This window comes from Streptomyces fractus (assembly GCF_049844455.1).
GTDB lineage: Bacteria > Actinomycetota > Actinomycetes > Streptomycetales > Streptomycetaceae > Streptomyces > Streptomyces fractus.
Window position 1 is genome coordinate 4220724 of the sequence record NZ_JBMYHI010000002.1, and the last position, 22657, is coordinate 4243380.

The 22657-nt window shown below is 71.6% G+C and carries 21 protein-coding genes; 7 read left to right on the forward strand and 14 right to left on the reverse strand.

Annotated elements, in window-relative coordinates; genetic code table 11:
* Positions 1–24 precede the first annotated feature (24 nt).
* Positions 25–1335, forward strand: a complete 1311-nt coding sequence (locus tag ACP4E5_RS20980; protein ID WP_425841516.1) for an MFS transporter — start codon at positions 25–27, stop codon at positions 1333–1335.
* On the opposite strand, the gene ACP4E5_RS20985 is transcribed toward ACP4E5_RS20980, so the two are convergent.
* From ACP4E5_RS20985 to ACP4E5_RS21000, 4 genes are all read right to left on the reverse strand, one after another.
* Complete coding sequence (locus ACP4E5_RS20985; protein ID WP_425841518.1) at positions 1324–1920, reverse strand: flavin reductase family protein; 597 nt, start codon at positions 1918–1920, stop codon at positions 1324–1326. The genes ACP4E5_RS20980 and ACP4E5_RS20985 overlap by 12 nt on opposite strands.
* A 110-nt stretch (positions 1921–2030) precedes the next feature.
* Positions 2031–3080, reverse strand: a complete 1050-nt coding sequence (locus tag ACP4E5_RS20990; protein WP_425830924.1) for a Zn-dependent alcohol dehydrogenase — start codon at positions 3078–3080, stop codon at positions 2031–2033.
* On the reverse strand, positions 3077–4273 hold the full coding sequence (locus tag ACP4E5_RS20995) for an acyl-CoA dehydrogenase family protein (protein ID WP_425830926.1): 1197 nt from the start codon (positions 4271–4273) through the stop codon (positions 3077–3079). The genes ACP4E5_RS20990 and ACP4E5_RS20995 overlap by 4 nt, the downstream gene beginning before the upstream one ends.
* A 15-nt stretch (positions 4274–4288) precedes the next feature.
* Positions 4289–5203, reverse strand: a complete 915-nt coding sequence (locus ACP4E5_RS21000; protein ID WP_425830928.1) for an SDR family NAD(P)-dependent oxidoreductase — start codon at positions 5201–5203, stop codon at positions 4289–4291.
* Positions 5204–5304: 101 nt separating this feature from the next.
* Here ACP4E5_RS21000 and ACP4E5_RS21005 point away from each other — a divergent pair, with 101 nt between their 5' ends.
* Positions 5305–6231, forward strand: coding sequence for a cyclase family protein (locus ACP4E5_RS21005; RefSeq protein ID WP_425830930.1), 927 nt, complete (start codon positions 5305–5307; stop codon positions 6229–6231).
* A gap of 82 nt (positions 6232–6313) precedes the next feature.
* On the opposite strand, the gene ACP4E5_RS21010 is transcribed toward ACP4E5_RS21005, so the two are convergent.
* The 4 genes from ACP4E5_RS21010 to ACP4E5_RS21025 form a co-directional block, all read right to left on the reverse strand.
* Positions 6314–6769: an ATP-binding protein gene (locus ACP4E5_RS21010; RefSeq protein ID WP_425830932.1), complete on the reverse strand. Its 456-nt coding sequence runs from the start codon at positions 6767–6769 to the stop codon at positions 6314–6316.
* 486 nt (positions 6770–7255) lie between these two features.
* On the reverse strand, positions 7256–8113 hold the full coding sequence (locus ACP4E5_RS21015; protein ID WP_425830934.1) for an acyl-CoA dehydrogenase family protein: 858 nt from the start codon (positions 8111–8113) through the stop codon (positions 7256–7258).
* Positions 8114–8115: 2 nt separating this feature from the next.
* A complete protein-coding gene (locus ACP4E5_RS21020; protein WP_425830936.1) occupies positions 8116–9273 on the reverse strand; it encodes an acyl-CoA dehydrogenase family protein in 1158 nt (385 codons plus the stop codon).
* A gap of 10 nt (positions 9274–9283) precedes the next feature.
* On the reverse strand, positions 9284–10486 hold the full coding sequence (locus ACP4E5_RS21025) for an amidohydrolase family protein (protein ID WP_425830937.1): 1203 nt from the start codon (positions 10484–10486) through the stop codon (positions 9284–9286).
* 147 nt (positions 10487–10633) lie between these two features.
* On the opposite strand from ACP4E5_RS21025, the gene ACP4E5_RS21030 reads away from it, so the two are divergent.
* A complete protein-coding gene (locus ACP4E5_RS21030) occupies positions 10634–12184 on the forward strand; it encodes a class I adenylate-forming enzyme family protein (RefSeq protein WP_425830939.1) in 1551 nt (516 codons plus the stop codon).
* 64 nt (positions 12185–12248) lie between these two features.
* On the opposite strand, the gene ACP4E5_RS21035 is transcribed toward ACP4E5_RS21030, so the two are convergent.
* Both ACP4E5_RS21035 and ACP4E5_RS21040 read right to left on the reverse strand, forming a co-directional pair.
* Complete coding sequence (locus tag ACP4E5_RS21035; protein ID WP_425841521.1) at positions 12249–12746, reverse strand: EF-hand domain-containing protein; 498 nt, start codon at positions 12744–12746, stop codon at positions 12249–12251.
* Between the two features lie 120 nt (positions 12747–12866).
* Positions 12867–13241 (reverse strand): STAS domain-containing protein, encoded by a 375-nt coding sequence (locus ACP4E5_RS21040; protein WP_425830941.1) that lies wholly within the window; start codon positions 13239–13241, stop codon positions 12867–12869.
* A 299-nt stretch (positions 13242–13540) separates the two neighbouring features.
* On the opposite strand from ACP4E5_RS21040, the gene ACP4E5_RS21045 reads away from it, so the two are divergent.
* Together ACP4E5_RS21045 and ACP4E5_RS21050 are read left to right on the forward strand one after the other, a co-directional pair.
* Complete coding sequence (locus tag ACP4E5_RS21045; RefSeq protein ID WP_425830943.1) at positions 13541–14116, forward strand: sigma-70 family RNA polymerase sigma factor; 576 nt, start codon at positions 13541–13543, stop codon at positions 14114–14116.
* Positions 14113–15471 (forward strand): zf-HC2 domain-containing protein, encoded by a 1359-nt coding sequence (locus tag ACP4E5_RS21050; RefSeq protein WP_425830945.1) that lies wholly within the window; start codon positions 14113–14115, stop codon positions 15469–15471. The genes ACP4E5_RS21045 and ACP4E5_RS21050 overlap by 4 nt, the downstream gene beginning before the upstream one ends.
* A 156-nt stretch (positions 15472–15627) precedes the next feature.
* Here the strand turns inward: ACP4E5_RS21050 and purU are convergent, their stop codons facing one another.
* Together purU and ACP4E5_RS21060 are read right to left on the reverse strand one after the other, a co-directional pair.
* Complete coding sequence (gene purU, locus ACP4E5_RS21055) at positions 15628–16500, reverse strand: formyltetrahydrofolate deformylase (protein ID WP_425830947.1); 873 nt, start codon at positions 16498–16500, stop codon at positions 15628–15630.
* Positions 16501–16548: 48 nt separating this feature from the next.
* On the reverse strand, positions 16549–17049 hold the full coding sequence (locus tag ACP4E5_RS21060; protein WP_425830949.1) for an SCO4402 family protein: 501 nt from the start codon (positions 17047–17049) through the stop codon (positions 16549–16551).
* A 117-nt stretch (positions 17050–17166) separates the two neighbouring features.
* Here ACP4E5_RS21060 and ACP4E5_RS21065 point away from each other — a divergent pair, with 117 nt between their 5' ends.
* Positions 17167–18450 (forward strand): ABC transporter substrate-binding protein, encoded by a 1284-nt coding sequence (locus tag ACP4E5_RS21065; RefSeq protein WP_425830951.1) that lies wholly within the window; start codon positions 17167–17169, stop codon positions 18448–18450.
* 21 nt (positions 18451–18471) lie between these two features.
* Here ACP4E5_RS21065 and ACP4E5_RS21070 read toward each other — a convergent pair whose 3' ends face one another.
* Together ACP4E5_RS21070 and ACP4E5_RS21075 are read right to left on the reverse strand one after the other, a co-directional pair.
* Positions 18472–20010 carry a hypothetical protein gene (locus tag ACP4E5_RS21070; RefSeq protein ID WP_425830953.1) on the reverse strand — a complete coding sequence of 513 codons (1539 nt, stop codon included), beginning with the start codon at positions 20008–20010 and terminating at the stop codon, positions 18472–18474.
* A gap of 190 nt (positions 20011–20200) precedes the next feature.
* Positions 20201–21589 (reverse strand): NsdA family TPR-like regulatory protein, encoded by a 1389-nt coding sequence (locus tag ACP4E5_RS21075; protein ID WP_425830955.1) that lies wholly within the window; start codon positions 21587–21589, stop codon positions 20201–20203.
* Between the two features lie 337 nt (positions 21590–21926).
* On the opposite strand from ACP4E5_RS21075, the gene ACP4E5_RS21080 reads away from it, so the two are divergent.
* On the forward strand, positions 21927–22613 hold the full coding sequence (locus ACP4E5_RS21080; RefSeq protein WP_425830956.1) for a bifunctional DNA primase/polymerase: 687 nt from the start codon (positions 21927–21929) through the stop codon (positions 22611–22613).
* The last annotated feature ends 44 nt before the right edge of the window (positions 22614–22657 follow it).

The window sequence follows — 22657 nt, forward strand, 5'->3', positions numbered from 1 at the left end:
GCTTGTCGGGTGACAGAGACGCAGATGCAGACACCGGCGCGGCCGGATGCCCCGGGCCGACGCCCCCGCAGGCGGCCCCACCGCGCCTGGGCCGTGGCCGTCGTGACGTTCGTGACGATCGTCGGCGCCGCCGCCTTCGCCTCCCTGCCGGGCCTCCTCATCGAGCCGCTGCACGACCCGGACACCGGTTTCGGCTGGTCGCGCGGCACCATCGGCTTCGCCGTGTCCGTGAACCTCGCGCTGTACGGGCTCACGGCCCCGTTCGCCGCCGCGCTCATGGACCGGTTCGGGATCCGGAAGGTCGTCGCCGTCGCGCTGACCGTCATCGCCGGCGGTTCGCTGCTCACGGTGTGGATGACGGCTTCCTGGCAACTGGTCACGTACTGGGGCGTGTTGGTGGGCCTCGGGAGCGGGTCGATGGCACTGGCCTTCGCCGCCACCGTCACCAACCGCTGGTTCGTCGCGCGACGCGGCCTCGTCACCGGCGTGCTGACGGCGGCCGGGGCCTCGGGGCAGCTGGTCTTCCTGCCGCTGCTGTCGTGGATCGTCGAGCGGCACGGCTGGCGGCCCGCCGCCGTGACCGTGGCCCTGTCGGCGCTCGCCGTGGTCCCGCTGGTGTGGCTGCTGCTGCGCGACCATCCCGCCGACGCCGGTGTCGAGCCCTACGGTGCCAAGGAGTTCGTGCCGAAGCCCGCGCCCGTACGGGGAGCGGGGAAGCGGGCGATCACCGTCCTCGTGAAGGCCGCCCGCACCGGGCCCTTCTGGCTGCTCGCCGGGACCTTCGCGATCTGTGGCGCCACCACGAACGGCCTGGTCAGGACGCACTTCGTGCCCGCCGCCCACGATCACGGCATGCCGGTCACCACGGCCGCGTCGCTGCTCGCCGTCGTCGGGGTCTTCGACGTCGTCGGGACGGTCGTCTCGGGCTGGTTCACCGACCGGATCGAGGCGCGTCGGCTGCTCGCCGTGTACTACGCGCTGCGCGGCGTCTCGCTGATGTTCCTGCCGATGCTGCTGGCGCCCGACGTCCGGCCGCCGATGCTGTTCTTCATCGTCTTCTACGGTCTGGACTGGGTCGCCACCGTGCCGCCCACCATCGCGTTGTGCCGCGAGCACTACGGCGAGGACAGCGCGATCGTGTTCGGCTGGGTGCTCGCCTCGCACCAGGTGGGCGCGGCGATCGTGGCCTTCCTCGGCGGTGTGGCGCGGGACGCCTTCGGCTCGTACGACGTGGTCTGGTACGCCTCGGGCGCGCTGTGCGCGGCGGCCGCGCTGATGTCGCTGGTCATCCGGCGCGGGCGGGCGGACGCCACTCCCGTCCCGTCAGCCGCGTAGGGCCCCGAAAGTACCCCGGTGGAAGAGCAGGGGCTCCGCGCCGCCGTCCTGTGACCCCAGGGCCGCCACGCGTCCGACCACGATGAGGTGGTCCCCGCCCGTGTGCACCGCGTGGATGGCGCAGTCGATCCACGCGGCGGCGCCTTCGAGCCGCGGCGCGCCCGAGACTGGGGCCTCGTCGTACGCGACACCGGCGAACTTGTCCGCCCCGCTGACCGCGAAGCCCCGGCACAACTCGCCCTGGTCCACGCCCAGTACGTTCACGCAGAACGATCCCGCCCGGGCGATCCGCGGCCACGTCGTCGACGTCCGCGCCACCATGAACGCGACGAGCGGCGGGTCGAGGGAAAGCGACGCGAAGGACTGGCAGGCGAAGCCGGCGGGGCCCGCGTCCGGTTCGGCGGCCGTCACCACGGTCACCCCGCTGGCGAACTCGCCCATGACGCGGCGGAATTCGGCCGGGTCCACGGGTGCGCGCTCGTCGTCACCGACGGCCCGGAGATCCGGGCGCGGCAACACCTCCAGCGGTGCCTCCGCGGTGGGAGCACCGACCGACCTGAGGTACCGGACGACCGTGGCCGCCATCCCTGCGTGTCCCATCATGAAATCCATTGAAGCTGACGGGTCGTCAGAAAGGAAGAGGTGCGACGAAAGGGTGCGGCCCCGTCGCCGCACCCCTCACCGCCGTCCGTGACTCAGAAGGTCAGGACCCCGCGCGCCACCCTCCCCGCCTCCGCGTCCTCGACCGCCTTGCCGAAGTCCTCCACCGGGTACGTCTTCGTGACCAGCTCGTCGAGCAGCAGCCGGCCCTGCGCGTACAGGTCCGCGTACAGCTTGATGTCGCGCTGGGGGCGCGAGGAGCCGTAGCGGCAGCCGAGCACCGACTTGTCGAGGAACAGCTCGGCGGGCACGAAGCTCGCCTCCGCCTTCGCCGCCGGCATTCCGAGGATCACGGCCTGCCCGTGCCGGTCGAGCAGGTCGATCGCGGCCCGGATCAGCTCGACGCGGCCCACGCACTCGAAGACGTGGTCGGCGCCGTCCGGCAGCACCTCCCGCACGGCGGCGGCGTCGGTCAGGAAGTCGGTCGCACCGAACTGCCGCGCCACCTCCTCCTTCGCCGGGTTGGAGTCGACCGCGACGATCCGCAGGGCGCCTGCGATACGGGCGCCCTGGAGGACGTTGAGGCCCACCCCGCCCGTGCCGATGACGACGACCGAGTCGCCGCGGTCGACCCGCGCCCGGTTCAGGACGGCCCCGACACCCGTCAGGACCCCGCAGCCGATCAGCGCCGCCGAGGTCAGCGGGATCTCCTTCGGGATCTTCACCGCCTGCACGGCCTTCACCAGGGTCCGCTCGGCGAACGCCGAGTTCGACGCGAACTGGAACAGCGGCTTGCCGCGCCGCTCGAACGGTTTCTGCGGCATCCCGATCGCCTTGCGGCACATCGTCGGCCGGCCCCGGTCGCACTCCGCGCAGGCCCCGCAGTTGGCGAGCGTGGACAGCGACACGTGATCGCCGGGCGCCACATGCGTCACACCGGCACCCACCGCCTCGACGACGCCCGCACCCTCGTGCCCGAGGACCACCGGGCGCGGGAACGGGATCGTCCCGTCGATCACCGACAGGTCGCTGTGGCACAGACCCGCCGCGGCGACGCCGACGAGCACCTCCCCAGGCCCCGGGTCCCGTATCTCCAAGTCGTCTACGACGACGGCCTGTTGGCCGTCGAACACAACACCCCTCACGTGGCCTCCCTGGGCAGGCCGAGCACCCGCTCGGCGATGATGGTGCGCTGGATCTCGTCCGAGCCGCCGTAGATCGTGTCGGCCCGGCTGAAGAGGAAAAGTCGCTGCTGTTCATCGAGTTCGTACGCGTTCTCGGGTGTCCAGTCCGTTGGGCCCACGGACGCCTCCGCGCCCCGGACCCGCAGGGCCAGCTCGCCGAGCCGCTGGTGCCAGCCGCCCCACAGCAGCTTGGCGACGCTCGGCGCACCGGCGTCGGGCGCGCCGCCGAGGGTGCGCAGCGCGTTCCACCGCATCGTGCGCAGCTCGGCCCACAGCCGTACGAGCCCGGCGCGCACGAGCGGGTCGGCGATCGCGCCGCTCGCGACGGCCGTCCGTACGACCGTCCGCAACTCCTCGTCGAAGCCGACCTGTTGGGCCAGGGTCGACACGCCGCGCTCGAAGGCGAGCAGCCCCATGGCGACCTTCCACCCCTCGCCCTCGCCGCCGACGACCTCCTCGGCGACGGCGCCGTCGAAGAACACCTCGTTGAACTCGCTCGTCCCGGTGAGCTGCCGGATCGGCCTAACGTCGATGTGGTCCGGCTGGTCCATGGGGACCAGGAGGAAGGAGATGCCCTTGTGGCGGCGCGCTTCCGGGTCGGTGCGGGCCAGCACGAAGCACCAGTCGGCCTCGTGCGCGAGCGACGTCCACACCTTCTGGCCGGTCACCCGCCACCGGCCGTCCCGGTCCCGCGAAGCGGACGTGCGCAGCGACGCCAGGTCCGAGCCCGCTCCCGGTTCGCTGTAGCCCTGGCACCACAGGTCCTCGCCGCGCGCGATGCCGGGCAGGAAGCGGCGCTGCTGCTCCTCGGTGCCGTACGCGAGCAGGGTGGGGGCGAGGAGGTTCTCGCCGATGTGGCCATAGCGGCCCGGCGCCCGCACGCGCGCGTACTCCTCCGCCCAGACGACCTGCTGGGTCAGCGTGGCGACGCGGTTGCCGAAGCCGGCCGCGGGATCGGTGGGCCAGCCGATGCCGATCCAGCCGCCGGTACCCAGCTCCCTCTCCCAGGCGCGCCGTTCGCTGCCGCCCTCGTGCTCACTGCCCGGGCCGCCGCGCCCCACGGCGGCCGTGAACCGTTCGTCCAGATGTTTCTCGAGCCACTCCCGGACCTCGCCGCGGAAGGTCTCGTCCGCCTTGTCGAACCCGAACTCCACGCCCGGCCACCCCCGTTACTGGTTGGGTCGTTCCTTGGCGGCCGCCGCCCGCGCCATCTCCTGAAGCTGCTCCAGCATCGGCATGGGGTCGGTGCCGACCGTCCCCGGCAGAAAGTCCGCGATCTTCTCCGGCGTCCAGGGCCCGCCGTCCGCGTACCCGGCGCGCAGCTCGCGCGGCTGCGCCCACACGGCGATCTTCGGCCCGGCCACCGTGTAGACCTGCCCGGTGATCTTCTCCTCGCGGGCCCGCTCGCTGAGCAGATAGACGACGAAGGCGGCGACGTCCTCCGGCTCCCCGATCTCCTTCAGCTCCATCGGCACGTTCGCCGACATGCGGGTACGGGCCACGGGCGCGACGGCGTTCGCGGTCACCCCGTACTTGTTGAGCCCGAGGGCCGCGCTGCGCACCAGCGAGATGATGCCGCCCTTGGCGGAGCTGTAATTGGCCTGCGCGACGGACCCCTGGTGGTTGCCGCTGGTGAAGCCGATGAGCGTGCCCGACTTCTGCTTGCGCATGACGGCGGACGCGGCGCGGAACACGGTGAAGGTGCCCTTGAGGTGCGTCTGGACGACCGGGTCCCACTCCTCCTCGGACATGTTGAACAGCATCCGCTCGCGCAGGATCCCGGCGACGCACACCACCCCGTCGATCCGCCCGTACTGGTTCACGGCCGTGTCCACGATGCGCTGGCCACCGGCCATGCTCGACACGTCGTCGGCCACGGCGACCGCCGTGCCGCCCGCCGCCTCGATCTCCTTGACGACGCCCTGCGCCACTTCCGACGTGGGCTCGCCGCCTTCTATGGACACCCCGTAGTCGTTGACGACGACCTTGGCGCCCTCTGCGGCGCACGCGAGCGCGACCGCCCGTCCGATGCCTCGCCCCGCTCCCGTGACGGCGACGACCTTGCCTGCCAAGAAGTTCCCCATGCCCGGCCCCTTCCCGCGGTTTCTGACGACCCGTTAGATTTCAACTCCGGTCGGATTCTACGACCCGTCAGATACGGGAACACAAGACCCGGGAGGACCCGATGCCCCTGCCCGCCGAGTTCCACGACATCGCCAAACGCGTGAACAACTGGGGGCGTTGGGGGGAGGCCGACGAGATCGGCACCCTGAATCTCGTCACCGACGACGTCGTGCGCGAGGCCGCCGCCGAGGTCCGCACGGGCCGCCGCGTCCCCCTCGCGCTGCCCCTCAAGGAGGACGGTGTGCAGTCGGGGCTGATCCCCGGCCGCATCAACCCGTTCCACACGATGGTGCAGATCAACCAGGAGATCTTCGGCCCGGAAACCGTCGCCACCAGCGACGACGCCGTGACGATGGGCCTCCAGGCGGCCACCCACTGGGACGCCCTCACCCACGTCTCACACTCCGGCAAGCTCTACAACGGCCGCCCCGCCGACACCATCACGGCGCACCACGGCGCCGAGTTCAGCGGCATCGACAAGGCGCCGTACATCGTCTCGCGCGGCGTGCTGCTCGACGTGGCGGCGGCGAAGGGCCTCGACCGGCTGCCCGGGGACCACGCCGTCACCCCCGAAGACCTCGACGAGGCCGCCGAGTTCGGCCGGGTCACGGTCCGCTCCGGCGACATCGTGCTCGTACGGACGGGACAGATCCAGGTGTACCTGGCCGGCGACAAGCACGGCTACGGCTATCCGTCACCGGGGCTTTCGGTGCGTACGCCCGAGTGGTTCCACGCGCGGGACGTGGCGGCGGTCGCGAACGACACCCTGACCTTCGAGATCTTCCCGCCAGAGATCGAGAACCTGTGGCTGCCGGTGCACGCGCTCGACCTGGTCGAGATGGGGATGCTGCAGGGCCAGAACTGGAATCTCGAAACTTTGTCCACAGCCTGTGGAGAAGCGGGACGTTATTCGTTCCTGCTGTCGGCGATGCCGGAACCCTTCAAGGGCGGGACGGGGACGCCGGTGGCTCCGGTGGCGGTGTTCTGACGTTCCCCGCGGGACGGTTCCCCGCGGGACGGACGCAGGAAGCGGCGCGGACCCTTCGGGGCCCGCGCCGCTTCCTGTGCGGTCACACCGCTTCGAACGTCACACCCGGGAACGCGCCTGTCGTCACCGCGGCGCACTGGTCGATCTCGCACCAGATCGCCTTGCCCGCCCCCTCGGGGCGCCAGCCCCAGCGGTCCGCAAGCCCGTCGACGAGTTCGAGCCCCCGCCCGTTCGTCTCCTCGCCGTCCGCGTGCCGCGGCGTCGGCGGCAGCTCGCAGGTGTCGGCGACCTCCACGCGGACGGTGCCGAGACTTGCCGACGGGTCGCCATTGGGCAGCGCCATGCGCAGCACGGCCGGATGGCCCGTGTGCACCACGGCGTTGGTGACCAGCTCGGAGACGATCAGAATCAGCGTCTCCGCCAAGGACTCATCGGCCTCTATGCCCGCACCGGCGAGACGCGAGCGCGCCCACCTGCGGGCCCGCCCCACCTCCGCGGGGTCGGCCCCGACCTCCAGTTGAACCTGAAGCACCTGCACCGCTCACACCATCCGAATCCGGCGGGACCGCTGGAGTACTGCCTCGCGCCGCTTACCGTGCTGACCAGTGAGAGGGATCACGGAACGTGAACCCCGTGAGACACAGCATGGTTGACGTACAGTCACCCCAACAAGCGCTTCGGGCATATTCCAGCGCGAAGGAGTACCCGTACGGCATACTGTGCGACGCGTCCCGCCGGGGGTCGAACAGACGGGCGCGAAGCCCCGTGCTGCGCTGCGAGCGGCGCGCATCGGGGGCCCCGGAGCCGCCTCGGAGGCAACACCGGCGCCGTCGCTCGGGTTCAACACCACTCGCATCTGCCACAAGGTACCGGAGCGGGACACCGACTCCGCGCCGTGACGAGCCAGGCGCAGGACACAACCCGATAACCACGCACGGTCACTGTCCGTGCATCCTTGCTCAGGCTCTCCGCTCAGACAGCCGCGCGTTCGCTTTCCGGACGCGCGGCCGTCTTCGTACGGAGGTCAGAGCGCAGCCGCGAGGACCTCTTCCGCGCCCCTCGCGCTGCCGCCCAACTCGGCCCGCACCCAGGCCCGCTTCAGGTGCAGATGCACGTCTGCCTCCCAGGTGAAGCCCATGCCGCCGTGCACCTGGAGGCAGTCGCGGGCGCCCTGGACGGCGGCCTCGTCGGCGAGCAGCTCGGCCGCCGCGACCTCGACCGGGTCGGCGGTGACGGCCGCCGCGTACACGGCGGCGCGGGCGATCTCGACCCGTACGAGCATCTCTGCGCACAGGTGTTTCACCGCCTGGAACGACCCGATCGGTGATCCGAACTGCTCGCGTTCCCGGGCGTGTTGGACCGCCATGTCGAGCGTCCGGCCGGCCGAGCCGAGCTGCTCGGCGGCGTACAGGAGGGTCGCTTCGAGGGGGACGGGGGCGGGCTCGGGGAGGGCGTGCAGGGGGGTGAGCGGGTCCGCCGAGGCGATCGGGCGGGCTGTGGACACGTCGCCGAGCACCACGTCCGCGGCGTCCCGCCACGGCAGCAGAGAGCCGTACGGCGCGGTCACCACCGTCTCGCCCGCCGCGGCGCCCGGCACCTCGCCCGCCGCGAGGAAGGTGGCCACGAGCGGGCCCGGCACCAGCGCCCGCCCCGCCTCCTCGAACACCACGACGGCGTCGGGCAGCCCGAGCCCGACCCCGCCCTCCGACTCCGGCAGACAGAGCGAGAACAGCCCGGCCGCACCGAGCTCGCGCCACAGCCCGCGGTCGAGGTCCGGCGCGTCGACGGCGGCCCGCAGCGCGTCCCGCCCGAACCGCCCGGCAAGAAGGTCCCGCGTGCCGTCGCGCAACGCCCGCTGTTCCTCGGTCAGTTGGAAATGCACGCCTACCGTGCCCCCTTCGAAGACTTCGGCAGCCCGAGGATCCGTTCGGCGACGATGTTCCGCTGGATCTGCGAGGTGCCGGCGGCGATCGTGTACGACAGCGAGGACAGCCGGTCGAGCGTCCACTCCTGGTCGGTGTCGAGGGCGCCCGCGCCGCCGAGGACCTTGGCCGCGGCGTCGTAGAGCCGCTGCCGGGCGTGCGAGTAGCGCAGCTTGAAGACCGAGCCGCCCACGCCCGGCACTCCGCCGGTCGCCTGCGCCTCGCTGACGTTCCACTGGGTGAGCCGCCACAGGGCGCTGAACTCGGCGGACAGCAGGGCGAGTTCGCGACGCAGGACCGCGTCGTCCCAGCGGCCGGTCTTCTTCGCGTGGGCGGCGAGCTCGCCGAGGACCCGGCGGCAGGCGACGACCTCGCCGACGAACGCGGTGCCGCGCTCGAAGGACAGGGTCACCATGGTCACGCGCCAGCCGTCGTTCTCGGCGCCGACGCGGTTGCCGACCGGTACCCGCACGTCGTCGAGGAACATCTCGGCGAACTCGGTCGACCCGGCGAGCGTGCGCAGCGGCCGCACGGTGATGCCGGGCGCGTCCATCGGCATGGCGAGCCAGGTGATGCCGCGGTGCTTGGGGGCGGCGGCACTGATGGGGTCTGTGCGTACGAGCAGTTCGCACCAGTCGGCGACCTCGGCGTGCGAGGTCCAGATCTTCGAGCCGCTGATCACGTACTCGTCGCCCTCGCGCCTGGCCTTCGTCCGCAGAGCCGCCAGGTCGGAGCCCGCGTCCGGTTCGCTGAACCCCTGGCACCACACCTCGTCCCCGCGCAGGATCGGCGCGAGCCACCGGTCTCGCTGCTCGGGGCTCCCTTCGGCCGCGATGGTCGGCCCGGCATGCAGCACGCCGACGAAGTTCGCGCCTACGTAGGGTGCGCCCGCTCTTTCCGTCTCCTCCAGGAAGAGCAGCCGCTTCGTGGGCGAGGCGTCCCAGTGCACGTCCCCGTATCCGGCGTCGTACAGGCGCCGCTGCCAGCCCGTGTCGTACGCGCGTCTGCCCGGCCAGTCGCCGGGCGACGGCTTCGGCGGCAGCGTGGGCAGCACGCCGCCCAGCCACTCCCGGAGCCGCGCCCGGAACCCCTCTTCTTCTTCCGTGTACGTGAGGTCCATGGCGGACGCCCTACTTGCGGTCCTTGTCGAGGGGCAGATCGAGCATGCGGATGGCGTTGCCGCGCATCAGCTTGTAGATCGTCTCGTCGTCGAGGCCCTTCACGTGGTCGAGGGCGACCTCCTTGGTGTTCGGGAAGGTCGAGTCGACGTGCGGGTAGTCCGTCTCGAACGTCGCGTTGTCCCGGCCGACGGTGTCGATGGACGCCACCCCGTGCTTGTCACGGAAGAAGCAGCAGAAGATCTGCCGGTAGTAGTACGTGGACGGCGGCTCGGGGATCAGGTCCCTGACGCCGCCCCACGCGCGGTGCTCCTCCCACACGTCGTCGGCGCGCTCCAGGGCGTACGGCACCCAGCCCATCTGCCCCTCGCTGTAGGCGAGCTTGAGCCGCGGGAACTTCACGAGCACCCCGCTGAACAGGAAGTCCATCATCGACGCCATCGCGTTGTTGAAGCTGAGCGAGGCCTGCACCGCGGGCGGCGCGTCCGGCGACGCGGCCGGCATCTGGGAGCTGGAGCCGATGTGCATGTTGACGACGGTCCCGGTCTCCTCGCACACGGCGAAGAACGGGTCCCAATACCCGGAGTGGATGGACGGCAGCCCCAGGTGGGTGGGGATCTCGGAGAACGTCACGGCCTTGACGCCCCGCGCCGCATTGCGCCGGATCTCCGCGACGGCGAGCTCGACGTCCCACAGCGGGATGATGCACAGCGGGATGAGCCGGCCGCCGCTGTCCCCGCACCACTCCTCGACCATCCAGTCGTTGTAGGCGCGCACGCAGGCGAGCGCGACCTCCTTGTCGTGCGCCTCCGCGAAGGTCTGCCCGCAAAAGCGCGGGAAGGTCGGGAAGCAGAGGCTGGCCTCGACGTGGTTCAGGTCCATGTCCGCGAGACGCGCCTTCGGATCCCAGCAGCCGCGACGCATCTCGGCCCGCGTGATCCCTTCCAGCGTCATGTCGTCGCGGTCGAAGCCCACGGCAGCGATGTTGCGCTTGTACGGGAACTTGAGGTCCTCGTAGATCCACCAGTCCGTGGGCGGCCCCGCCGGATCCATCGTGATCTGGTACTTGCCCGCTACGTAGGCGAGTTCGCCGATTCCCTCGGTCAGCGCCTTCGGCCCCTTGTCCCGGTACTTGGCCGGCAGCCAGGTCTCGAAGAGATGGGGCGGTTCGATCACATGGTCGTCGACGCTGACGATGCGCGGCAGTTCCGTCATGAGTGTTCAGCCCCTCGCCGTATCTGATGACCCGTCAGATAGCAGGCTAGCCCCGCACCTCTGGACCGACAAGGAGCGCGGACTTACGCTCTCAGTCAGATCTGACAACCCGTCAGCTAGCGGCAGTGGCCGTGAAGGGGTATGGAGATGACCGACACCGCACACACCCTGGGCGCCTCCCGCACACTCTGGGAGCTGGTCGAACGCCGCGCCGCACTCACCCCCGACCGCCCGGTGTTCCTTCAGGGCGAACGCACGCTGACCTTCGGCGAGTTGCGCTCCCGCGGCGAGCGAGTGGCGGCGGGCCTGTACGACATGGGCGTACGCCCGGGGACGGTGGTCGCCTGGCAGCTGCCCACCCGCATCGAGACGGCCCTGCTCTCCTTCGCGCTGGCCCGTGTCGGCGCGGTCCAGACGCCGATCATCCCGTTCTACCGGGACCGCGAAGTCGGCTTCGCGCTGCGGGAGTCGAAGGCCGACTTCTTCGCGACACCGGGCGTGTGGCGCGGCTTCGACCACACCGACATGGCGCGCCGCCTCGGCGCGAAGGGCGTCTTCGAGGCGTACGAGGACCTGCCGGAGGGCGACCCGTCCGTACTGCCACCGCCGCCCGCCTCCGGGACGGACGTCCGCTGGATCTACTGGACGTCCGGCACGACGTCCGACCCCAAGGGCGTGCTGCACACGGACCGTTCGCTCATCGCGGGCGGCTCCTGCCTCGCCCACGCCCTGCACCTGTCCGCCTCGGATGTCGGCTCGATGGCCTTCCCGTTCGCGCACATAGCGGGCCCCGACTACACGGTGATGCTTCTCCTGTACGGCTTCCCGGCGGCGATGTTCGAGCACTTCGCGATGCCGGACTCGCTGGACGAGTACCGGCGGCACGGTGTGACCGTGGCGGGCGGCTCGACGGCCTTCTACTCGATGTTCCTGACGGAACAACGCAAGGACCCGTCACGGAAGTTGATCCCGACGCTGCGTCTGCTCGCGGGCGGTGGGGCGCCGAAGCCGCCGGAGGTCTACCACTCGGTGGTCCGTGAGATGGACGTCCAGCTCACCCACGGATACGGCATGACCGAGGTGCCGATGATCACGATGGGGGCGCCGGACGACACGGCGGAGAACCTGGCGACGACGGAGGGCCGCCCGCCCGAGGGCATGGAGATCCGCGTCGTCGACGCCGACGGCAAGCAGGTGCCGCCCGGCGTCGACGGCGACGTACGGCTGCGCGGCGAGGCCGTCTGCCAGGGCTACCTGGACCCGCGCCAGAGCGCGGACGCCTTCGACGAGGACGGCTTCCTGATCACGGGCGACCTGGGACACGTCCTGCCCGAGGGCCACCTGGTCCTCACCGGCCGCGCCAAGGACGTCATCATCCGCAAGGGCGAGAACATCTCCGCGAAGGAGATCGAGGACCTGCTGCACGAACACCCCGCCGTCCAGGACGCGGCGGTGATCGGCCTCCCGGACGCGGAACGCGGGGAACGGGTGTGCGCGGTACTCGAACTCCGCGCGGGCGAGCCCCCGTTGACCATGCCGACCCTCACCGCGTACCTGCGCGACCAGGGCCTGTCCACGTTCAAACTGCCGGAACAACTGGAGTTGGTGGACGCACTGCCACGCAACGAGACCCTCCGCAAGGTCCTGAAGTACAAACTCCGGGAACGGTTCGGCAGTTCAAGCCCCTGCGGCGATTGAGCAGCGGGGTACGGGGCAGAGCCCCGATCTTTTGAGCCCCGGTGCCGGTAAACCGCCGACGGCTCTATTCCGGGACGGTGAAGTACCGGGCGAACGCGCGAACGGCCGCATCCTCCGAGACCCGGCCGGAGCCATCCGCGTCGAGCGCGGCCGCCGCCTCCCGCGCCACATCCGGCTCGACCCCGAGCACACCCAGCACCCGCACCGCGGTATCCACATCGACCCCGGCCTCGTCCGCCCCCGCCACCGCGATCGCGCCCCGCAGGAACGGCCTGGCGATCTCGGCGAACCGGTCCGGGTTGTCCCGCAACCGCTTCACGGCCCCGGTCACGAACTCCTCACGGGTCACCCGCTGGTCCCCGTCGACATCCGCGATCCCGGCCATGCCCTGCCAGAACGCCTCGGCCCCCGCGAACAGCGACTGCCCCTGCCCGGAGCGCGCCGCGACACCGAACTCGGCGAGCAGCGCCTTCGCGGCGACGTAGAAGTCCTCGCGGTCGATGTATCCGTTGCCGTCCTGGTCGAAGCCGGCGAACCGGGCCGCGATCCTCCGCTCGTCCATGCTCATGGGCCGCCTCTCGGGTCGTTGGGTGGTACGCATCGGAGCGTACGACGGTCCCGTGCGCGCACGCCCCGAACTGCGGCGATTGTGTCAAGGCCGGTGAAAATCCGGTACAAGCCGTTACGCCGACATCGGTGCCGCGTCCTCGTCCACCGCCGAGGCGACGTCCGGGTAGACGTCGAAGAGGCGGCGGACGCCGAGGGCGCCGAGCACGCGGTTCACGTGGGAGCCGTCGACCGCTCCCTGGGCCGGGAGGATCAGGCGCAGCCGGCCCTGGCAGGAGCGCATCAGGCGGCGCGTCGCGATCAGCACGCCGACGCCGCTCGAATCGCAGAACAGCACGTCGGAGAGGTCGAGGACCACGCTGCGACGTCCGTCGGCCACCGCCTCGTGCACCTGCTGGCGCAGCGCGGGGGACGTCACCAGGTCCATCTCGCCGGAAGCGCACACGACGGCCCAGTCGCCCTGCCCTGACTCGGTCACCTTGAGCGCCACGCGCCACGCCTCTCGTTCGGGAATATCGACGATGCGGAATCTGTCCCTACGTTTCTTCTGCGCGGCTGCCCTGCCGCACCGGGATGAAACACTCCCGCAGACCTATCACATATGGCCTGGTTAAGCCCTGGCCGGTCACATGTGAACCGAATCGCTCACCGGGTCCCACGGGGCGAATGGTCTTTACCACCTGCCGCCCTCCCGGGGCGCACAATGCGGCAAAGGCGCGTGCGCTGTCGGCGCCGACCGTTACATTCGAGTACAAGGCAAGTAGTTCGGGCAGTCGGTGAGGGGGCCCCATGCCCAAGGACACCCCGTCCCGCTGGGACCGCAGGATGCAGCAGCGCCTGGCCCACGGGGAGGCGGCGGCGCTCGGCGAGCTCTACGACCGGTTCGCCTCGCTCGTGCACGGCCTGGCACACCGCGTGCTCGACGACGAGACGGCCGCCGACCAGATCACCCGTGACGTGTTCGCACAGATCTGGGAGAATCCGGAGTCCTACGACCCCAAGCAGGGCCCGCTGCGCTCCTTCATCGCCACCCTCACCCACCGGCACGCGGTGCAGCGCCTGCGTCAGACCGAGTCCGCCGCCCTCGTGCGCACCGGGCTCGGCACCACCGAGGACCTGGAGCGCAAGGTGCGTCACGCCTCCGCAGCGGCCCGCGCCGACTACATCGTGACGTCCATGCCCGCCCCGCTGCGCGAAGCGCTCAACCTCGCGTACTTCCAGCGCCGTGACTACCGCCAGACCGCGGCCGACCTCGGCGTCACCGAGGACGAGGCCCGCCGCAGGCTCCGCCTCGGCCTCCAGCTCCTGTCGACGGCCCACAACACGGGCACACCTCCCGGCCGCGGCTACGGGAGGCCGGCGTGAGCGCGGCGAACGGACCGGACCGCTTCGACCCCTACGGCGAGGACCCCGAGGGCACCGGAGGCCGCGAACAGCGCGGAGGCGGCGAGGAGTTCGGCGGCGGCCGGCCGGCGGGCGACGCCGCGGGCCAAGGACCGACCGACCGCCCCTGGATACCGACGCCCCGCTCCTCCGTCGAGGACACCGGCCGCCCGCTGCCCGACGCGCCCGCCGCCGAGCCGCCCGTCCTGGAGCACCGCGTCCTCAAGTCGCTGCTCGGCGCCTGGGCGCTGGCCGCCTGCTCCCCCGAGGAAGCGGCCGCCGTCGAGGTCCACCTGGGCGGCTGCGGCGCGTGCGCCGAGGAAGCGCTGCGGCTGCGCGACGCCGTCGGCCTGCTGCACGCCGAGGAGAGCCTCGACCTCGACCCGATGCTGCGCTCCCGCGTCCTGGAGGGCTGCCTCACCCGGCGCCCCGCCCGCATCCCCGTCCCCGGCTGGGCCTCCCCGTACGACGCGGAGACCGCCCGGCTCGACGCGCTGTTGCAGGACATCGGCGACGGCGAATGGCACGCGCCGGTGCGGCTGCGCTGGTACGAGGGGGCGGAGCAGGTCGGCAAGAAGACCACGGTCGCCGGGGTGATCGCCCACCTCACCAGTGTCGACGGCCTGGTCGCCCGCGCCCTCGGCCTGGAGGACTCCTCCGCGGTATCGCCACTGCGCCCGGGCGCCGGGGACCTCGACCCCACCGCGCGCACCAAGGCGTACTGGAAGGCGTCCTACTTCCCGCCCACGCGCGCGGTACGGGCGCCGTGGCGCGAGCAGTCGCACTCCGTCATCCGCACGGTGTCCTTCGCGGGTTCGGACGAGGGCCGCGCCGGTGGCTCCGGTCAACTCCCGGTCTCGTACGGCAATTTCGAGCTCGCGCTGCGCGACGCCATGATCGACCGGGCCTTCGAGTGCTGGATCCACGCCGGGGACATCGCGGACGCGATCGACTACCCGTACGAGGCCCCGGCCCCGCGGCACCTCAACCGGATGATCGACCTCGCCGCGCGGCTGCTTCCCGGTTCCCTGGCCACGCGCCGTCGGCACGGTCTCGCGGCTCCCGCCCGGGAGCTCGTCGGCGCGGGGCGGCCCGGCCGCAGCCTGCGTCTTGAGGTCGAGGGGGCGGGTGGCGGCGAGTGGCTGATCGCCCTCGACTCCCCCGCGGCGGTGGGTTCCGACGAGCGGGAGGTGGCCCATGTCGCCCTGGACGGCGTCGAGTTCTGCCGGCTCGCCGCGGGCCATGTCCTGCCGGAGGAAGCCGCGGCGGGTCAGGTCGGCGACCGCGAGGCCATCCAGGACGTCCTCTCCGCGACAGCGGGCCTGAGCCGCCTGTAGCCCTTCCCGGCCCAGCGCCGGTTCGGCTTCATCAAGCCCCGCCGGCGATTGAGGCGCGGGGTCCGGGGCAGAGCCCCGAGGCGTCAACCCCGGCGGGGGCTCAAAAGATCGGGGCTCTGCCCCGTACCCCGCTGCTCAATCGCCGCAGGGGCTCGATCAGGCGAAGACGACCGTGCGGCGGCCGTTCAGGAGGATCCTGCGCTCGGCGTGCCATTTGACGGCCCGCGCCAGCGCCTGGCACTCGACGTCCCGCCCGATCGCCACCAACTGGTCGGGCGTGACATCGTGCCCGACCCGCTCGACCTCCTGCTCGATGATCGGCCCCTCGTCGAGGTCGGCGGTCACGTAATGAGCGGTCGCACCGATCAGCTTCACGCCGCGCGCATGCGCCTGGTGGTACGGCTTCGCGCCCTTGAAGCTCGGCAGGAACGAGTGGTGGATGTTGATGATCCGCCCGCTGAGCGCCTTGCACAGGTCGTCCGAGAGCACCTGCATGTACCGCGCGAGCACGACCAGCTCGACGCCCTCGGCCCGCACCAGATCCAGCACCTGCTGCTCGGCCTGCGCCTTGGTCTCCTTCGTCACCGGAATGTGGTGGAAGGGGATGTCGTACGAGGCGACCAGCTCGGCGAAGTCCGTGTGGTTGGAGACGACCGCGGCGATGTCGACCGGCAGCGCGCCGATCCGCGCCCGGAAGAGCAGGTCGTTGAGGCAGTGGCCGAACTTGCTGACCATCAGGACGACCTTCATCCGGTCCGAGGCCCGGTGGATCTGCCAGTCCATCTGGAACGAGTCGCCGATCGCGGCGAAGCTGGCGCGCAGCTTCTCCACCGACACGGGGGCGTCCGCGCTGAAGTGGACGCGCATGAAGAACAGACCCGTGTCGTGGTCACCGAACTGCTGGCTGTCCTCGATGTTGCAGCCGGTCATGAAGAGATAGCTCGACACGGCGTGCACGATGCCCTGTTTGTCGGGGCAGGAGAGGGTGAGGACGTACTGCTCGGGGCCGGGGGCGGACTGCGCGTTCATGGGCCAAGGGTCCCATACCCTCGGCCCCTCCCACTGGGCTGCCCGGCGTTACGCCGCCCTCGTCATGATCCGCAGCACCTCGAGGGTCTGCGGGACCGTCTCCGGGTCCTCGCCGTCGCTCGTGGCGAGCCTCACATGGGCGTCGCGGGCCGCGCGGACCGCGTCCGGCCAGCCCTCGTGGTTCAGATACGCGGCGACCGGGGCGTCGGGCCCCACCTGGTGCATGATCCGCAGCACCCGGAGCACGGCGGAGTCGACGAGCGCCGCCTCCTGCGAGTCCCGGAAGATCGTCCCGACGTATTTCTCGGCGGACCAGTTGTCCAGCCAGGTGTCCTCGACGAGGCGGTACACGGCGTCGGTCACGTCTCCGTATCCGTCCACGCCGGCCTGCCAGACGTCCCGCTGGAACGACGGGTCGGAGAGCATGTGCAGCGCGGAACGCACGTTGCTGCGCCAGCGCCACCACGGCATGTCGTTGAGTGGCATGCCGCCCATCTTCGTTGAGCGACGGCCGCGACGGGAAGACTTGTCCGAGGTTTGCACGGTCATCGATCGTACGTCCCAGCCCCTCGGGCCCCGCACGACCCCCGCAATTCACCTCATCGTCACCACGCATTGACCCCGGGTCACTCGACCGTTGTCGGTGTGGCGGAATCGTGCGGGGACATGACCGGCAGGCGCCCCAGCACCCGTAAGCGCACCACCCCCCGAAGCCACATACGCACCGCGGCCGTGCTCCTCGGCTCCGCACTGCTCGCCGGGTGCGGGCTCATCCCGGGCGCCGCCAACGGCGCGGCGGATCAGCCGGTGACCGTGATGACGTGGGCCCCTGAGAAGACCGGGGCGACGAACATGCCCGGAATGCCCGCCATGGCGCGGGCCTACGCGCGCTGGGTCAACGCCCACGGCGGCATCGGCGGCCGCACCCTGAAGGTCCTCACCTGCAACGACCACAACGACAGCGTGGACGCCGCCAGGTGCGCCCGCTCCGCCGTCGAGCACAAGGCCGTGGCGGTCGTCGGCTCGTACAGCCAGCACTCGGACGCCTTCCTGCCCCCGCTGGAGTCCGCGGGCATCCCCTACATCGGCGGCTACGGCGCCACCGAGGCGGAGTTCACCAGCCCGCTGTCGTACCCGGTCAACGGCGGACAGGCCGCCCTCCTCGCCGGCAACGGGCGCCAGCTGTCCGGGCCCTGCGCCCGCACCGTCCTGATCCGCCCCGACTCCATCGCGGGCGACCAGCTCGCGCCCCTGCTCAACGCGGGCCTCGCGCTGCGCCACCGCCCCGCCGCCGACGACGTGCTCGCCGCCGACGACGCCACCGACTACGCCGACCAGGCCCGCCGCGCCCTCGACACCGCGAGCCGGGCGCCGCAGGGCGAGGGCTGCGTCGCGGCGGTGCTCGGGGAGCGCACGAACACGTTCTTCGACTCGTTCCGGCGGCTGCGCGAGGACTACCCCTCGGTGCGCACCGCCACCGTCCTCGGCAGCGTCGACCAGACCGTCGTCGACCGCACCGGCGGCCCGGAGAGCCCATACGAGGGGGCGTACGTCACGAGTTGGTACCCGGCGTCGAGCGACAAGCGCTGGGCCCCCATGAAGCGGGCGATCAACGAGCAGGCCTTCGGCGACAACCGGATCGACCCGGCGGACGCGGGCGTGCAGACCACCTGGATCGCGTACGAGGTGCTGCGCCAGGTCATCGAGTCGGTCGGCGACGGCGCGGTCACCGCGCGCGCCGTGCGCACCGCCCTCGACGACGACCTGAAGGTGACGACGGGCGGGCTCACCCCGCCGCTGCGCTGGGGCTACGACCACATGTCCCCGGTCGGCGACTTCCCGCGCCTGGTCAACGCGCGGGTGAGCTTCCAGAAGGTCGTCTCGGGGCGGCTCACGGCGACCAGGAAGTCCGCGGTGGACGTGACAGGCACGCTCGCCGGGCTTTCCTGATCGCGGCCGCTCCGTGAGCCGTCAGAGCTGGACGGCCGAGCGCTGGGTCAGCCCGTACTTGCTCGCGATCTGGTTCCACAGCTTCGCCGCCTGCTGCTTCTGCGTGGACGCCGTACCGCTCGACCTGTCGCCCGCCCTGCGCTCGGACGTCGGCTTGGCGTGGCCCTTCTTGCACAGCGCGTGCTTCTTGCCGGCGACCTGGTCGCCCCACTTCGCGTAGTGGCTGTCCGCCGCCGCGGACGCCTTCCAGGCGCTGGTGAGCGCGGCGGTGAGGCGGGCGTTGTCGGGCAGCTTGTCCACCTGGAGCGAGCCCAGGCGGGTCACCAGGTCGTTGCGCTGGTTCGCCGCGCTGCGCAGGTCCTTCGACGCCTGGGGCAGCGCCTTGCAACTGCCGATGTTCGCGACCGAACGCACCACGGCGGAGCGGCTGTTGTTGGAGTCGCCGAGCAGCTTGTCGAGCTCGACGGCCTGGGCCTTGGCCGGGTCGGCGGACGGTGAGGCCGACTCGGACGCGGGCGCCGAGTTCGACACGTTCTTCGTCGCGTCCGTCTTCTTGTCGTCGTCCCCGCCGCTGAGCATGGCGCCCGCGCCGACGCCCACGACGAGAATGCCCACGCCGATCGCGGCGATCAGCGGCACCTTGGAACCGGTGCGGGTCTTGCCGCCGCGCGGAGGCTGGGGCTCGTACCCGTACTGCTGCGGAGGCGGCGTCATGCCCGGCGCTCCCGGCCCGCCGGGCGCTGCCTGCGCCGCGTGCGGGTCGAAGCGCGGCATCTGCTGCGTCGCGGCGGCGCCGCCCTCCGGCTCCGTACGGAACAGGGCGTCGAACTCGGCCGGCGGCTGCCGCTCACCGGGCGCTCCGGGACGTACGCCGTAGCCCTGCTCCTGAGCGGGCATCGCCTGGCCCGGCATCGGCTGGCCCGGCACCGGCGGTATGTACTGCGTGGCCTCGCTGTCGGCGGAGCCCCCGTATCCGGGCGGCGCCGCGTCGGGCATCGGCTGCGCGCGCCCCAGGAACTGCGTGGCGTCCGGGGCGGGGGCCTGTGGCGGCAGGCCGGGGCCGGCCGCGTGCTGGGCGGCCTGCTGCTGAGCCGGGGGTATGTACTGCGTGGCGTCCCCGTCGTAGGCACCGGGGGCGGGTCCCGAGGGAGCCGGGGGCGCCGCGGGCGGCAGCGGGCCGGCCTGCGCGTACTGCTGCGGCAGCGCCTGCGCGGGCTGCTGCTGCGGCAGGGCGGCACCGTAGGACTCGTAGGACTGGGGCGGCAGCGCACCGGGGTCCTGCGGCGGCATCGGCGCGGCGCCCTGCGGCTGGCCCCACTCGTACGTGGGCACGGACCCGTCGTAGGTCGGCATCGGCCCGGCGTTGTGCGCCTGCTGGGATTCGGGCCCCCAGGGCTGCCCCCACGGGCTCGCGCCCGCCGGACCCGCCTGGTCGCCGTACGTGCCCGGCAACAGGGGCTCACCGCCGTCGGCAGGCAGCACGACACCTTCGTGCGCCTGCCGCGCCTGCGGAAGGTGCGGGCGTTCGCCCTGCCCGCTCTGCCCGCTCTGCTCCGTCACCGTAAGACTCCTACGTAGGGGGTCGGAATCGTCGGCTCACGCTACCGGGTCTTCGTACGCCCGTGCTACGCACCTCAAACCCCGGAAGCCTCCCCAGTGACGCGACTAACAAAACCGGCCGCTGGCTTGCCCGTTATGACACACCTCACGTCACACGAGTACGCCGCCGATGTCCACGCGAATGCGCCGCTCACGCCGCCTGAAGCTCCATACGCGCCCCGAACTCCCGCACCACGGGCTCCTCCCGGAACGGATCGAGGCGCTCCCTGAAGTCGTCCAGATACTCCGCGCCCCGGTTCGAACGCACCGTGCCGAGCAGTTCGACGGCCCGAAGTCCCGTGTGACAGGCCTGTTCCACCTCGCGCTGCTGCACCTGCGCACTGGCGAGCAGGACGAGTCCGATGGCGCGTCGGCGCGCCCGCGACTCCGGGTGCCCGTCCAACGACTCCTGGGCGCACCGCGCCGCGTCCCGGGACTGGCCCAAGTCGCGATGGCAGTGCGCCAGTTCGTCCGCCAGATAGGCCTGGTCGAAGTGGGCGATCCACACCGGGTCGTCCCCGGAGTCGGTCCGCCCCTCGGCCTGTTCCATTGCGGCGACCGCGCGCGAGGAGGAGGACTGCGCCGACCTCGCGTCCCCGAGGAGTGCGTGGCCGCGCGCTTCGGCGGCGTGGAACATCGCCTCAGCGCGCGGCGTCACACGCCCGCGCGCCCCCTCCTGAGCCGCGCGGGCGAGCTGGGAGATCTCGCGCGGATTGCCGAGCTGCGCCGCCAGGTGACTCATGGACGCGGCCAGTACGTACCCGCCGTAGCCGCGGTCACCGGCCGCCTGCGCGAGCCGCAGCGCCTGGATGTAGTACCTCTGCGCGAGCCCCGGCTGGCCGGTGTCGATCGCCATGTACCCGGCGAGCTCCGTCAACCGCGCGACGGCGGAGAACAGTTCACGCCCCACGGCCTCCCGGTACGAGCCCGCGAGCAGCCCGCTCACCACACTGTTCAGGTAGTGCACGACCACGGGGCGCACGTGCCCGCTCCCGTACTGGTGGTCCAGATCGGTCAGCGCCTGCGTCATCGCCCGCACCGCCGCCACGTCCGAGGGCCCGACCCTGGGCCCGGCGGCCCGAGCGACCTGCGAGTCCGGCACGGAGATCAGCCAGTCGCGGCTCGGCTCGACGAGCGCCGACGACGCGACGGACGAACCGGAGAGAAAGTCCCTGCGCCCCACGTCACTTCGCCACAGCTCGCACACCTGCTCAATGGCGCCGAGCACGGTGGGCGAGAACTGGAGCCCGACGCCGGAGGCGAGGTTCTTCCCGTTGGCCATCCCGATCTCGTCGATGGTCACCGTGCGCCCGAGCTTGCGGCCGAGGGCCTCCGCGATGATCCCCGGAGCCCGGCCGCGCGGCTGCTGCCCGCGCAGCCAGCGCGCCACGGACGTCTTGTCGTAGCGCAGATCGAGCCCGTGCTCCGCACCGCACATGTTGACCCGGCGTGCGAGCCCCGCGTTCGAACAGCCCGCTTCCTGGATGAGCGCCTGCAGCCGTTCATTGGGCTGTCGCGCTACGAGAGGCCGTGCGGCCATGACGTACCCCCTGCTGTGCCCGTCCGGGTGTCCGACTGCCGGTCAACAGCCGGTCGTTGGATCATCACTGCCCTGAGTGGAAACGGAAGATGCACCACAAACGGGTGGCAACTACCCGCCTGTGACGCCACTCCGCAGCGCCGTCGTTCGCGTTGTCGTTCGCGTCGCCGGTACTTGTCGCCGTTCTTGTTATCTCCCCGCACTACCCATGACCCGCTGCCTCCTCGCCCGCGCGCCCCCACCCATGCACCCATGCGCCCCACGTGCGGGAACGATGCCCCCGTCCCGCCCGTACGTGCGCCCGTAACCCTCCGTGGCGGCGAGAGTTGAGAACGACGTGGAAGAGACCATCGCAGGCACCTCGGACGTCAGCTCACCCGTCACCGCCGCCGGACAGATCCCGCAGCAGCGCGGCGACTCGCTCCTGGACACCGCCGTCCGCTACGCGGAAGAGCGGCACTGGGACGTGTTCCCGGGCACCTGGCTGGAGGTGGGCGACGGCGTCCAGCGCTGCTCGTGCGGCTCCGCCCAGTGCCCCGCCCCCGGCGCGCACCCCGCGCGCCCCGACTGGGCGACGCAGTCGACCGGCAGCGCGACCGTGGCCCGCCGCCTGTGGTCGAAGCAGCCGAACGCGTCGATCCTCCTTCCCACGGGCCGCACCTTCGACGCGATCGACGTACCGGAGACCGCCGGTTTCCTCGCCCTCGCCCGCATGGAGCGGATGGAGCTCACCCTCGGCCCGGTGACCTGCACGCCGGACCGCCGCATGCAGTTCTTCGTCCTCCCCGGCGCGACCGTCAAGATCCCCGACCTCGTACGGAAGCTGGGCTGGCCGCCCGCCTCCCTCGATCTGCTGGCACTCGGCGAGGGCGGGTACGTCGCCGCTCCCCCGACCCGCTTCGGCAGCCGGGGCGCCGCCCAGTGGGCCTGCCGCCCGACCGCGGCGAACCGCTGGCTCCCGGACGCGGAGGAGCTCATCTCCCCGCTGGCGTACGCGTGCGGGCGCGAGGGGCGGCGCGGGTAGCGCCTCCCTGTGGCCCGCCCCCGGCCGACGTATCGTGCCCCGAC